This is a genomic window from Crenobacter oryzisoli (assembly GCF_030385785.1).
GTDB lineage: Bacteria > Pseudomonadota > Gammaproteobacteria > Burkholderiales > Chromobacteriaceae > Crenobacter_A > Crenobacter_A oryzisoli.
Genome location: NZ_JAUEDK010000009.1, coordinates 94,161 through 107,966, shown reverse-complemented (window position 1 = coordinate 107,966; position 13,806 = coordinate 94,161). Strand labels below are relative to the sequence as shown.

The window sequence follows — 13,806 nt, the reverse complement described above, 5'->3', positions numbered from 1 at the left end:
AATCCAACGTCATGGCGACGTTGACCGAACCGGAGCCCCCCATGAACTTCACCCATCCTATCGCGGTGTTCGATGCTGGCATCGGCAGCTACCAGATCGCTCGCAAGATCGCCAAGCGCTATCCCACCCAGGACATCGTCTACTTCGCCGACCGGGCGAGCTTCCCCTACGGCGGCAAGGGCCGCGCCGAGCTGCTGGCTACCTTGCAGGGCACGCTGGCGCGGCTGGCCGACTACCGTCCCGCTGCAGTCGTGGTGGCGTCGAACGCGCCGTCGGTGATGGTGCTGGACGACCTGCGTGCGACGAGCGCCGTTCCGCTGATCGGCGTGTTCCCGCCGGTGCGCCAGGCGCTGGCTGCCTCGCGTACCGGCCATGTCGCAGTGCTCGGCGTCGACTCGCTGGTGGAGAGCGCCGAGATCCGCGCCTATGTGGCGGGCGAGGCCAGCGGCGGCCGGGTCGAGCTGGTGGCGGCGTCGGACCTGGTCGCGTTGGTCGAGAGCGGCGCCTTTGTCAGCGACCCGGACGGCACGCTTGCCGCAGTGCGGGCCAAGTTGGCGGAACTGCCGGCCGATATCGATGTCATTACGCTGTCGTCGACCCACCTGCCGTGGCTGGCGAACTATTTCGCTGCTGCGGCGCCGGCGCTGACCTGCCTCGACCCGGCCGACACGGTGGTCGAAGCGCTGGCGCCGCACGTGCGCCCGGGCAGCGGCGCCTTCGTCACGCTGGTGTCGTCGCGGCCCGGCTACGATTTGGCCGGTTTCCGGGAGATGACGGCGCGGCTGGGCATCGAGCTCGCGATTACCCCGGTGTAAGCGGGATGGGGGGCATCGCCGGTCAAAACGGGTGGATCGGCCGCAATGTTCCGAAAATTGGACGCATTCGCCGCTTATCGCTCGCCAGCGTCCGGTCGATTCTTTACCATTCAAGCAGATAGACAAGACCGAACCCGGATGCTGCCACGCCGTTTTCTCCCGTTTGCCGTGCTGGCGCTCGCCTGCTACGGTGCGCCCGCGCTGGCCGCCTACACGGTGCGCGTCGACGCGCCCGACAGCGATCTGGTGAAGCTGTTGACCGAGCACCTCGACCTTGCGAACGAGCGTGACAACCCCGACCTCGACGCCGAGCAGCTCGCTGCGCTGGTCGACGAGGCGCCGGCACAGGCGCGGTCTCTGCTCGAGACCGAGGGCTACTTCGACGCCAAGGTGAAGGTCGCCAAGGTGGACGGCGGCTACCTAGTCTCGGTCGAACCGGGGCTCCCGGTCATCATCACCGACGTGACGCTGCGCATCGACGGCGCCATCCATCAGGAACCGGATTTCCAGACCCGTTACGCCAAGCTGATCGAGGTATGGGCGCTGCCGATCGGCGCACGCTTTCGCCAGGACGACTGGGCCAGCAGCAAGAAACTGGCGCTGCGCAGCCTGACCGTCGACCGCTTTCCACTCGCTCAGGTCGCGGAGAGCCGCGCCGAGATCGACCCGGTGTCGCACCGCGCCACGCTGAGCGCCCGTTTCGACAGCGGCCAGCGCGTCACCTTCGGCCCGCTCACCATCAAGGGCGTGCAGCGCTACCCGAAGTCGGTGGCGACCGGCATGGCCGACTTCAACCAGGGCTCGCCGTATCAGCTGTCCAAGGTGCTCGACTACCAGGGGGCGCTCGAGCAGGACGCCCACTACAAGAGCGCGATCGTCACCACCGATTTCAGCAAGCTGCAGAACGGCCAGGTGCCGGTCGACGTCGAGGTGGTCGAACAGCCGCGCCAGAAGCTCGAGCTCGGCCTGACCTACGACAGCGTGGAAGGGCCCGGCGTGCGGGTCGGCTACGAGCAGTACAACCTCTTCAACCGCGGCTGGATTGGCTCGGCGCTTGCCGACGTCAAGCGCGACCAGAAGACCTATTCGGCCGGGATCGGCTTCCCGCGCACCGCGGACGGCTATTCGCACTCGGTCAACATCAAGTACGACGAGAGCGAAATCCAGGGGTTGCGCACCGAGTCGCTCAGCGGCGGCGCCTGGCGCATCCGCCAGCGCGGCAACATCGAGTCGCGCATCGGCCTGGAGTACCTGAGCGAGCGCTCCTCCATCGTCGACGACGGCTCACTCGGCCGTTCCAACGCGTTGTTCGTCTCCTACGGTTGGACCCAGCGCGCGGTCGACGACGAGCGGCACCCGCGTTCCGGCTACCTGGTCGACACCAAGATATCCACCACGCTCGGCGGCATAGGCTCCAATACCCAGTTCGTGCGCGGCTACGCCCACGCGGTCGGCTACTACACGCCGTGGGCCAGCAAGTACGGCACGCTGATCGGCCGCGTCGAGGCCGGTCAGGTATGGGCCAAGGACACCGACAGCGTGCCGGAGGCGCTGCTGTTCCGTACCGGCGGTCCGAATAGCGTGCGCGGCTACGAATACCAGAGTTTGGGCGTGGCCGGGCCGAACGGCTCGGTGCTGGGCGGCCGGGTGCTGGCGGTCGGCAGCATCGAGTACCAGATTCCAGTGGCGACGAGCTGGGCGGTGGCACTGTTCCGCGATGCCGGCGATGCCGCCAGCAGCTGGCAGAGTTATTCGGTCGCGAATTCCTACGGCATTGGCGCGCGCTGGTTCAGCCCGGTGGCACCGCTGTCTTTCGACATCGCCCAGGCCGAGCGCGACAAGCGCTGGCGCTGGAACCTGAGCCTGGGCCTGGCCTTCTGACGAGCGCGGCATGACCGATATCCACGATCCACAGGACGCCGGCCCGAACCCGGCTCTACCACCCGAGACCCCACCGCCTCAACGGCCGTCACGCCGCTTCTTGGGCTACTGGCTTGCCGCCGCCGGCCTGCTCACGGTGCTGACCTTGGCCGGCTTGCTGGGCTGGTGTGCCGGCAGCGACCGCGGCTTCGCCTGGTTGCTCGATAACGCGGGGCGGTTCAGCCAGGGGGCGTTCAGCGTCAAACAGAGCCGCGGCAATCTGTGGGACGGCTTCATGCTGAGCGGCGTGCGCGTCGTCACCACCGGCAGCGACGTCGACCTCGACCGCGTGCGCTTCGACTGGGCGCCGCGCGAGCTCCTCGAGGGCACGCTGCACGTGCGCGCGCTGGAGCTTGGCCATCTGCGCCTCATCAGCAAACCGACCGCCCCAACCCCGCCGCCGACGCTGCCCGCATCGCTGGCACTGCCGCTGTCGGTGCGGGTCGACAAGCTGTCGCTCGACAGCCTGACGCTGCTGCCGGGCGAGCCGGTGCTGTACGGCGTGGATGCGAGCTACCGTTACGACGCCGGCCGGCACCGGCTGACGCTGGTCCGCCTCACCACGCCGTGGGGCGGCGCCGACGGCCAGCTGAGCCTCACCGACAGCCGCCCGTTCAGGCTCGGCGGCCAGATCGGCGCTGCCGGCCGGCTCGACGAGGTCGATGTGAGTGCCAAGAGCCGGCTGTCGGGCGACCTGACCGATACGCATCTCTCTGCCGAGGTCCGCGGCGAGGGCGTGGTCGTCGAGCTCGACGGCCGGATCGATCCCTTCGCGCCGGAACTCCTGAAGAAGCTCAAGCGCGTCAACTTGCGCGCCGGTGGCATCAACCCGCGCGCGCTCAATCCGGCCTGGCCGAAGGCGCGCTTGAACCTGGCGGTGATCGTCGAACCGAGCCGCGCCAACGTGCTGAAGGGGGGGGTGTCGCTGATCAACCAGAAGCCTGGCAGCCTGCCGGCCGGCTTCCTGCCGCTGCGGCTGATGACCGGCGCACTGCATCTTGCCGACGGCAGGCTGACGCTCGATACGCTCAATGCCGACGTCGCCGGCGGCTCGGTGCAGCTCACCGGCAGCGCTTCGCAGCAACAGCTGGCGCTGCGGGCGACGCTCGCCAAGCTCGACATGACCCAGTTCCACGCCGCGCTGCCGAAGCCGCCCTTGTCCGGTGTGCTGAGCGTCGGCGGTTCGGGGCGGGCGCCGCAGCTGGCGGTGGATCTGGCCAGCGGGGCGCTGACGGCCAAGGGGCAGCTGGCGCTGGCCCGCGACGGGACCGGCCAGTCGAGGCTCGACATCGCCCGCCTGCAGCTGGCCGCCAAGAACGGCGGCGAGCTGCAGCTCGCGGGCAGGTTAGGTCTCGGTGCCAAGCTGCCGATCGACGCGCACGCCGCACTGCGTTCGGCCAACCCGTCCCGTTTCATGGCCGGCTGGCCGGACGGAAAGCTCAGCGCCACGCTGACGGCGAAGGGCGAGCTGGGCGCCGGGCCCAAGCTCGCTGCCGAACTGAAGCTCGCGCCGAGCACCCTGTCGGGCGCACCGCTGAGCGGCCAGGCCAAGCTGAACCTCGACGGCCGGCGGCTCAGCCAGCTCTCGGCCTCGCTGAGACTGGCCGACAATAAGCTCGACGCCAATGGCGCCTGGGGCAAGCCGGGCGACAGGCTGAGGCTCGCGATCGATGCACCGAACCTCGGCCTGATCGGACCGGGCTTTGCCGGGCGCATCGCCGGCCGCGCCGAGCTGTCCGGCTCGACCCGTCAGCCGGTGGTCAGCGCGGATCTTGCCGCGCAGCGGCTGCGTCTGCCTGGTGGCATCGCCGCCGAGCGGGTACAGCTCACCGGCAATTTGCGCGATGCTGCCGATAGCCCGTTCAAGGTGGCGCTCGACGTGGCAGCGTTGCGGGCCGGCGGCTTGGCGGTGCCGACGCTGCGTTTCTTGGCCGACGGCACCCGTTCGCGCCACACGCTGACGCTGGATGGCCGTGCCGAGTTCGACAAGCATGCTTACGGCGTGGGTCTGTCCGCCGCCGGCGGGCTGGATGCCAAGATGCTGAACTGGCGCGGCACGCTGAGCCGGCTGGAGTTGAACGGCCAGCCCGGCTTGCGCCTGCTCGCGCCGGTGACGCTTGCCGCGTCGGCCGAACGGGTGACGTTCGGCGGCGCGCGGCTGAGCCTGCTCGGCGGCAACCTGACGCTCAACTCGCTCGACTGGCACCACGGCGGTACGCTCGCCACCAGCGGCCGCGCCGACAATATCGCGCTGGCGGCGCTGGCGGCGCTGTCGTCGTTCGTCACGCTGCCGGTGCAACAGGACCTGGTGCTCGGTGCCGACTGGGATGTGGTGCTCGGCAAGAACCCGCGCGGCCAGATCACTGTGACGCGCCAGCGCGGCGACGTGCTGCTGCCCTCCGACAGTCGCAAGCTCGCCGCCGGGCTGTCGACGCTGAAGGCGAGCGTCACCCTCGGAGGCGGCAGCACCCAGTTCGCGCTCGACGTGGTCAGCAAGTACGCGATGCTGTCGGGGCAGGGGGCACTCGCCAGCGGTGCTGCGCTGCCGACGCCGCGCACGCCGCTGTCTGGCACGCTGCGCGCCGAGGTGCCGTCGCTGGCTGCGTTCGGCACGCTGATGCCGCCGTCGATCAGCGTCGCCGGCAAGCTGTCGGCCAACGTTGCGCTCGACGGCGCACTGGCGCAGCCCCAGCTGCGCGGTCGGCTCACCGGCGAGCAGCTGGCGTTCTTCGACCGCGCCACCGGCATTCGCCTGTCCGACGGCCAGCTGGCCGCTCAACTCGATGGCCAGCGCGTGGTGCTGGAGCGGCTGCGCTTTGCCGGCGGCAAGGGGGAGGTGGTGGCGTCCGGCGTGATGGACGCGCGCGATACCGGGCCGAACGCCCAGGCGAAGGTGGTATTCAACAAGTTCGGCGTGTTCGACAAGCCGGGACGCGTGCTGGTGGTCTCCGGCACCAGCGAACTGGGGCTGTCGCAGACCAAGGGGGTGGTGCTGACCGGCAAGCTGCGCGTCGACCGCGGCCGCATCGATCTGCCCAAGGCGGGCGCACCCACTCTGTCCGACGATGTGGTGGTGGTCGGCCGTAAGCCGCCCGAGCCCTCGTCGCTCGGCAAGCTGCCGATCACGGTGAACCTGGAACTCGACCTCGGCGACCGCTTCCGCTTCGTCGGCCAGGGCCTGGACGTGACGCTATCGGGCCTGATCCGCGTCGACGCCAAGCCCGGCTACCCGCCGACCGCCAATGGCCAGGTGCACGTCGAGAAGGGGCGCTACAAGGCGTACGGCCAGGATCTCGACATCGAGTCCGGGGTGATCTCGTTCGCCGGGCCGATCGACAACCCGGGGCTGAAGGTGCGTGCGGTGCGCCGGCTGTCGCCGGTGAATGCCGGCGTCGAGGTGACCGGTTCGGTGTCGAACCCGCATATCAACCTGGTCGCTGACGAAGCGATGAGCGAGAGGGACAAGCTGTCCTGGCTGGTGCTGGGCCGTGCCTCGAGCGGCGACGCCAAGGACAATGCGGCGCTCGGCGCGGCGGCCGGCGCCTTGCTCGCCGGTGCGGTGAACGAACACATCGGGCTGTTCGACGATCTAGGCATGACCAGCCGCAAGGCGCGCACCGCCGCCGACGGCAGCATCAGCCCGGCCGAGCAGGTGGTGACGGTCGGCAAGCAGCTGACCCGCGAGCTGTATCTGGGCTACGAATACGGCATCACCAGCGCCGACCAGACAGTCAAGATGGTCTACCAGCTGACCAAGGGGTGGTCGATGGTGCTGCGCGCCGGCCAGCAGTCGTCGTCGGCCGAATCGCGCTATACGCTGCGCTTTGACTGACACCGGTCGTGCGGCCGGGCACGGTGCGCGCAAATGCGCTACAATTCGCGCCGGAAGTCAGACAGACAGTCGCCGCGCCCTTCGGGGCGGGGAGGAAAGTCCGGGCTCCGTAGAGCAGGATGCCGGCTAACGGCCGGGCGCCGTGAGGCGACGGAAAGTGGAACAGAGAGCTGAACCGCCGATGGCTGGACTGGTCGCCCGCAAGGGCGACAAAGTCTTCATCCAGACAGGGTGACCTGTTTGGAGTATCCAGACAGGGAAACCTGGCTGGACGGCACAGGCAAGGGTGAAAAGGTGCCCGGACAAGGCGTAAGCCGCGACCGGGGAGCGGGGAAACCCGCTGCGGTAAGAGCGCACCGCGGACGTGGCAACACGGACGGCAGGCTAAACCCCATCCGGAGCAAGACCAAATAGGGGGGCGCTAACGTGGCTCGCGTTGTCCCCGGGTAGGTTGCTTGAGCCTGTCGGTAACGGCAGGCCTAGAGGAATGACTGTCCAACGACAGAACCCGGCTTATCGGCTGACTTCCCCCGATCGCGAACCCTTCTGCATGTTGCAGAAGGGTTTTTTCATCGCCGATCACAAGGGCTGGTGTCGGCGGGCAGAGTTACCCCTAGAGGGTGTGGGGTGATTTCGATTGGCTATGGACGGCGCTTAAAAAATAAGCAAAAAGGTTTTTACCGGCCGGGCGAAACCCGCTACAATTGCCCCCCTTCCCGACCCGAGACACCCTTGAAACCCATGCGCATCGGCCCGTACACGCTGCCCAATCGCCTGATCGTCGCGCCGATGGCCGGCGTCACCGACCGGCCGTTCCGGATGCTGTGCAAGCGCTTCGGGGCGGGGCTGGCGGTGTCGGAGATGATCACCTCGAACAAAGCGCTGTGGACCACGCCGAAGACGCTGCGCCGCGCCAACCACGAGGGCGAGGTCGCGCCGATCTCGGTGCAGATCGCCGGCGCCGATCCGGTGCAGATGGCCGAGGCGGCGCGCCTCAATGTGGAGCACGGCGCGCAGATCATCGACATCAACATGGGCTGCCCGGCCAAGAAGGTGTGCAATGTCGCGGCCGGCTCGGCGCTGCTGCAGCACGAGGACCTGGTCGCGCGCATCCTCGAGGCAGTGGTGAAGGCGGTCGACGTGCCGGTGACGCTGAAGACCCGCACCGGCTGGCGCCGCGAGCACAAGAACGCGCTCAAGATCGCGAAGCTGGCCGAAGACGCCGGCATCGCCGCGCTGGCCTTGCACGGCCGCACCCGCGAGGACATGTACAAGGGCGACGCCGAGTACGACACGATCCGCGCGGTGAAGCAGGCGATCTCGATCCCGCTGATCGCCAACGGCGACATCGACAGCCCGGCAAAGGCACGCTTCGTGCTTGAAACCACCGGTGCTGACGCGATCATGATCGGCCGCGCCGCGCAGGGGCGGCCCTGGCTGTTCCGCGAGATCCAGCATTACCTGGAGACCGGCGAGACGCTGCCTCCGCCGCGCGTGGCCGAGATCAGCAGCGTGCTGCTCGAGCACCTCGACGAGCTGTACGGTTTCTACGGCGAGTACTCGGGCTGCCGGGTCGCCCGCAAGCATATCGCCTGGTACACCAAGGGCCTGGCCGGTTCCAACGAGTTCCGCCAGACCATGTACCGGCTTGAATCGACCGCCGAGCAGCGCCTCGCGGTCAGCGATTACTTCGACCAGCTGTCGGCGCAGTCCGAGCGGCTGGAATACGTTGCCGACGTCGCCCACGACGACGCGGCGGTTTGATCAACCCCCGGTGAACAACACAACAATAGCCATGCAGACCAGCGATCACATCGGACAGACCATTCGCCATGCGATGGAACAGTATTTCCGCGACCTCGACGGCGAAACGCCGGCGGCCATCTACGATATGGTATTGGCACGGGTCGAGAAACCGCTGATCGAGGTGGTGCTGGCGCACACCCAGGGCAATCAGACGCGTGCGGCCGAGCTGCTCGGGCTCAACCGCAACACCCTGCGCAAGAAGATGAAGAGTTACGATTTGATTTGATATCAAGATGAACGAAGGCCGCCCTGCAAGCGGCCTTCGCCCTATCTGGCTATTGAGTTTCTTTACATTAAACCATGGCGGTACTGCAATCATGACCAAGATCCAACGAGCGCTGCTGAGCGTTTCCGACAAAACCGGCATTGTTGAATTTGCCCGCGGCCTGGCCGAGCAGGGCGTGGAGATCCTCTCCACCGGCGGCACCGCCAAGCTGCTGGCCGAGCAGGGCATCGCGGTGACCGAGGTGTCCGATTACACCGGTTTCCCGGAAATGCTCGACGGTCGCGTGAAAACGCTGCACCCGAAAGTGCACGGCGGCATCCTCGGTCGCCGTGACCTGCCGGAGCATGTGGCCAAGATGGCCGAGCACGGCATCGGCAACATCGACCTGGTCTGCGTGAACCTGTACCCGTTCGAGGCGACCATCGCCAAGGCAGACTGCACGCTCGAGGACGCGATCGAGAACATCGACATCGGCGGCCCGACCATGGTCCGCTCGGCGGCGAAGAACTGGGCGCACGTTGCCATCGTCACCGATGCAGCCGACTACTCGGCGCTGCTCGACGAGATGAAGGCGCACGGCGGCGCACTGGCCAAGATTACCCGCTTCGAGCTGGCCAAGAAGGCGTTCACCCACACCGCCGCCTACGACGGCGCGATCTCCAACTACCTGACCAGCCTGGCGGCCGGCACCGTGACCGGCGTGCCGGAGCGCACCGCGTTCCCGAACCGCCTGAACGCCCAGTTCGTCAAGGTGCAGGACATGCGCTACGGCGAGAACCCGCACCAGAGCGCCGCGTTCTACCGCGACCTCGACCCGGCGCCGGGCAGCATCGCCCACTACCAGCAGCTGCAGGGCAAGGAGCTGTCGTACAACAACATCGCCGACGCCGACGCGGCCTGGGAAGCGGTGAAGACCTTCGCCGAACCGGCCTGCGTGATCGTCAAGCACGCCAACCCGTGCGGCGTGGCCGTGGCGGCCGACCCGCTGACCGCCTACCGTCTGGCCTTCGCCACCGACACCACCAGCGCCTTCGGCGGCATCATCGCGTTCAACCGCGAAGTGGATGCGGCCACCGTCGAGGCGGTGACCGGTCAGTTCCTGGAAGTGCTGATCGCCCCGGCGTTCACCGACAGCGCCAAGGCGGTGATCGCCGCGAAGAAGAACGTGCGCGTGCTGGAAGTACCGCTGACCGCCGGTGCCAACGCCTTTGACCTGAAGCGCGTCGGCGGCGGCCTGCTGGTGCAGACCCCGGACATCCGCAACGTCGGCCTGGACGAACTGCGCGTAGTGACCAAGCGCGCCCCGACCGCGCAGGAAATGACCGACCTCTTGTTCGCATGGCGCGTCGCCAAGTACGTGAAGTCCAACGCCATCGTGTTCTGCAAGAACGGCCAGACCGCCGGTATCGGCGCCGGCCAGATGTCGCGCGTCGACTCGACCCGCATCGCGGCCCGCAAGGCGCAGGACGCCGGCCTGTCGCTGGACGGCGCGGTGGCCGCGTCGGACGCGTTCTTCCCGTTCCGCGACGGCATCGACGTGATCGCCGAGCAGGGCATCAAGGCGATCATCCACCCGGGCGGCTCGATGCGCGACGAGGAAGTGTTCGCGGCGGCCGATGAGCACGGTATCGCCATGGTGCTGACCGGCGTGCGACACTTCCGCCACTAAGTCCGTACGCAACGCGGGCCGGCATGCCGGCCCGCGTTATTGAAACCATTGACTGTTGAAAAAGCCGCTTGTGTCGTATTTGGGCGCCGGTCTCATGGTGTTGGCCTGTCTGCCTGCGCTGGCCGACGATGGCAGCGTTCCGGCGACAGCCGGGCCGGCCGCTCCGACCGTGCCGTCCCCTGCAAGCGATACCGTTGTCGCCAAGCCCGGCTTCTGGCAGTACAGCTGGGTCAATATCGCTGACACCTGGCGCTCCGATCAGTACGAGCTGTACGTGCCGGTCGAGGCTTGGCACAACCGCGCCTTCTACGATAAAGAGAAGATCGACAGGTTCAACGAGCGGCCATGGGGCCTGGGCATCGGGCGCTACCGTTACGATGCCGACGGCGACTGGCACGCGGTGTACGCGATGGCGTTCCTCGACTCGCATCGCGATGTCGAGCCGTTCGGCGGCTACGCCTTCCAGACGCTGTGGCGGCCGATCAGCAATCTGCGGCTCGGTGCCGGCTTCGCCGTCGGCGTGACTGCCCGTTCGGACTCCGGTTATGTGCCCATCCCGGCGGTGTTGCCGCTGGTGTCGGTCGAATACCGCAAGCTGGCGCTGCAGGCCACCTATATTCCCGGCGGCCACAACAACGGCAATGTGCTGTTCGCCTGGCTGCGCTGGCAGCTGTGATTGGATGAAGCATCCCGGCGCGCTGACGCGTCGTGGAGGATTATTGGAGTATTCCACATGAAAGTACTGGTTATCGGCTCGGGCGGGCGTGAGCACGCACTGGCCTGGCGCATCGCCAAGTCGGGCCGTGTCTCCAAGGTATTCGTGGCACCGGGCAACGCCGGCACCGCACGCGACGCGCATCTGACCAATGTGGCGATCACCGCCATTCCCGAGCTGATCGAGTTCGTGAAGCAGGAAAAGGTCGATCTGACCGTGGTCGGTCCCGAGGCGCCGCTGGCCGCTGGCGTGGTTGATGCGTTCCGCGATGCCGGGCTGAAGATCTTCGGCCCGACCCAGTTCGCCGCGCAGCTGGAGAGCTCGAAGGACTTCGCCAAGGCGTTCATGAAGCGCCACGGTATCCCGACCGCCGGTTACGAGACGTTCAGCGACGCTGCGGCCGCACATGCCTATGTGGATGGCCGCGGTGCGCCGATCGTGATCAAGGCCGACGGCCTGGCCGCCGGCAAGGGCGTGGTGGTGGCGATGACGCTGGACGAAGCGCATGCCGCGATCGACGACATGCTGGTCGGCAACAAGATGGGCGACGCCGGCGCGCGGGTGGTGATCGAGGACTTCCTCGCCGGCGAAGAAGCGAGCTTCATCGTGATGGTCGATGGCGAGCACGTGCTGCCGATGGCCACCAGCCAGGACCACAAGCGCCTGAAGGACCACGACCAGGGGCCGAACACCGGCGGCATGGGCGCTTACAGCCCGGCACCGGTGGTGACGCCGCAGGTGCACGCGCGGGTGATGCGCGACATCATCATGCCGACGGTGCGCGGCATGAAGGCCGACGGCCACCCGTACACCGGTTTCCTGTACGCCGGCCTGATGATCGACGCGCAGGGCAACCCGTTCACGATCGAGTTCAACTGCCGCTTCGGCGACCCGGAAACGCAGCCAATCATGGCGCGGCTGAAGTCCGACTTCACCGTGCTGCTCGAGCATGGTGTCAACGGCACGCTGGACAAGGCCGAGGCCGAGTGGGACCGCCGCGTCGCGCTGGGCGTGGTGCTGGCGGCCGAGGGCTATCCGGAGGCGCCGCGCAAGGGTGATCTGATCACCGGCATTCCGGACGAGAGCGACGACGCGGTGGTGTTCCACGCCGGCTCTACCGACAACGCCGCAGGCGAGCTGGTGACCAGCGGCGGTCGGGTGCTGTGCGCGGTCGGCCTGGGTGACAGCGTCAAGATGGCGCAGACCCGCGCCTACCAGGTGGCCGACCAGATCCACTTCGCCGGCAAGCAGCTGCGCCGCGACATCGGCGCGCGCGCGATCGGCCGACGCAGTTGAACCTGGCATATCGAACGCAACGGGGCCGCGTAAGCGGCCCCGTTTTTCTTTGCCATTGCGGAACCCGTGCGCCGGCGTGCGGTCAATCTGCTAGCCTAGCGCTTTGCCGTCGACAATCCGTATCTATCGTGAAGAAGTGTTACCGTTTGCCCGGCCGGGCATTGCAGCGTCGTGCGCGCGGCGTGCTGGCCGATGGGGGCGTGCTCGCGTACGCCACCGAATCCTGTTTCGGCCTCGGTTGCGACCCCGCCAACGCGCGGGCGTTGCGCCGGGTGATCCGGCTGAAGGGGCGCCCCAACCACAAAGGCATGATCTTGCTCGCCGCCGATATCGGGCAGCTGGCACCGTTCATCGCGCCGTTGAGTGCCGCTGACAAGGCCAAGCTGGCCGAATACTGGCCGGGCCCGTACACCTTCCTGCTGCCGGCATCGCGCCGGGTGTTGCCGCTGTTGCGCGGCCGGCATCGCAAGATCGCGGTGCGGGTCACCGCCCACGGCGAAGCGGCGGCGCTGTGCCGCGCGCTCGGCACCGCGCTGGTATCGACGTCGGCGAATCCGGCCGGCAAGAAGGCCGAGCGCAGCGCGCGCGGCTGCCGCCAGACGTTCGGCGAACGGCTGTTGGCGCTGCCGGGGCGGATCGGCAAGCGCCGCAAGCCGTCGACCATTATCGATTTTGAAACCGGCCGCGTGTTACGCTAGCCGGGCACTCCTTTGAGGAAACCAACGTGCAACAGATGTCTGTATTCAGTCTGATCGCCAACGCCAGCCTGGTCGTGCAATTGGTCATGGCCGGCCTCCTGGCGCTGTCGGTGCTGTCCTGGGCGCTGATTATCCAGAAGTCGCTGCTGCTGAAGGGCGCTCGCCGCGACAGCGAAGACTTCGAGCGAACCTTCTGGGGGGGCGCCGACCTGAACCGATTGTATGAGGACGGCAACCGGCGCCAGGACGGCTCGGCGATGGAGCGGATCTTCCAGTCCGGCTTCGGCGAGTTCCTGAAGCTGCGCAGCAAGAACCACGGCGAGCTGTCGGACATCATGGACGGCAGCCGTCGCGCGATGCGCGCCGCCGCACAGCGTGAGCTCGACGCGCTGGAGAACCACAACGCCTTCCTCGCTACCGTCGGTTCGGTCAGCCCGTATGTGGGCCTGTTCGGCACCGTGTGGGGCATCATGCATGCGTTCATCGGCCTCGGTAACGCCACGCAGGCGACGCTGCAGACGGTGGCGCCGGGCATCGCCGAGGCGCTGATCGCCACTGCGATCGGCCTGTTCGCGGCGATTCCGGCGGTGATCGGCTACAATCGATTCGCCGCCGACGTCGACCGTCTGGCGACCCGCTTCGACACCTTCATGGAAGAGTTTTCGAACATCCTGCAGCGCCAGGCATCGCGCTAAGCGCTTGTAAGGTTTGCCGAACGGCGCCCTGAGGGGCGCCGTTTTCGTTGGGCTGGGACGGCAGCTGCACCGGTCGAAACGGTGAGGTTCTGCTCCTTGTACCGTTGCGGCTGATCGGGCAAAGTCGCACTTTG

General features: G+C 67.5%; 10 protein-coding genes and 1 other RNA gene. All 11 read left to right on the top strand.

Features of this window, described 5'->3' with window-relative positions; genetic code table 11:
* Nucleotides 1–41: 41 nt before the first annotated feature.
* Nucleotides 42–815: a glutamate racemase gene (locus tag QU481_RS07460; protein WP_289829303.1), complete on the top strand. Its 774-nt coding sequence runs from the start codon at nucleotides 42–44 to the stop codon at nucleotides 813–815.
* 138 nt (nucleotides 816–953) lie between these two features.
* Nucleotides 954–2,696, top strand: coding sequence for an autotransporter assembly complex protein TamA (locus tag QU481_RS07455; protein WP_289829302.1), 1,743 nt, complete (start codon nucleotides 954–956; stop codon nucleotides 2,694–2,696).
* A gap of 10 nt (nucleotides 2,697–2,706) precedes the next feature.
* Nucleotides 2,707–6,567 (top strand): translocation/assembly module TamB domain-containing protein, encoded by a 3,861-nt coding sequence (locus QU481_RS07450; protein ID WP_289829301.1) that lies wholly within the window; start codon nucleotides 2,707–2,709, stop codon nucleotides 6,565–6,567.
* A 53-nt stretch (nucleotides 6,568–6,620) separates the two neighbouring features.
* Nucleotides 6,621–7,099, top strand: an RNA gene (rnpB, locus tag QU481_RS07445) — RNase P RNA component class A.
* A 209-nt stretch (nucleotides 7,100–7,308) separates the two neighbouring features.
* Nucleotides 7,309–8,331, top strand: coding sequence for a tRNA dihydrouridine synthase DusB (gene dusB, locus QU481_RS07440; RefSeq protein ID WP_289829328.1), 1,023 nt, complete (start codon nucleotides 7,309–7,311; stop codon nucleotides 8,329–8,331).
* A gap of 31 nt (nucleotides 8,332–8,362) precedes the next feature.
* Complete coding sequence (locus QU481_RS07435) at nucleotides 8,363–8,599, top strand: helix-turn-helix domain-containing protein (protein WP_289829300.1); 237 nt, start codon at nucleotides 8,363–8,365, stop codon at nucleotides 8,597–8,599.
* A gap of 91 nt (nucleotides 8,600–8,690) precedes the next feature.
* The gene (gene purH, locus QU481_RS07430; RefSeq protein ID WP_289829299.1) at nucleotides 8,691–10,268 is read left to right on the top strand and encodes a bifunctional phosphoribosylaminoimidazolecarboxamide formyltransferase/IMP cyclohydrolase; all 1,578 of its coding nucleotides are present in this window, start codon (nucleotides 8,691–8,693) and stop codon (nucleotides 10,266–10,268) included.
* Between the two features lie 55 nt (nucleotides 10,269–10,323).
* On the top strand, nucleotides 10,324–10,944 hold the full coding sequence (gene pagP, locus QU481_RS07425; RefSeq protein ID WP_289829298.1) for a lipid IV(A) palmitoyltransferase PagP: 621 nt from the start codon (nucleotides 10,324–10,326) through the stop codon (nucleotides 10,942–10,944).
* Nucleotides 10,945–11,001: 57 nt separating this feature from the next.
* Nucleotides 11,002–12,279, top strand: a complete 1,278-nt coding sequence (gene purD / locus QU481_RS07420) for a phosphoribosylamine--glycine ligase (RefSeq protein ID WP_289829297.1) — start codon at nucleotides 11,002–11,004, stop codon at nucleotides 12,277–12,279.
* Nucleotides 12,280–12,407: 128 nt separating this feature from the next.
* Complete coding sequence (gene tsaC, locus QU481_RS07415; RefSeq protein ID WP_289829296.1) at nucleotides 12,408–12,977, top strand: L-threonylcarbamoyladenylate synthase type 1 TsaC; 570 nt, start codon at nucleotides 12,408–12,410, stop codon at nucleotides 12,975–12,977.
* Nucleotides 12,978–13,012: 35 nt separating this feature from the next.
* Nucleotides 13,013–13,672: a protein TolQ gene (tolQ, locus tag QU481_RS07410; RefSeq protein WP_289829295.1), complete on the top strand. Its 660-nt coding sequence runs from the start codon at nucleotides 13,013–13,015 to the stop codon at nucleotides 13,670–13,672.
* Nucleotides 13,673–13,806: the final 134 nt, after the last annotated feature.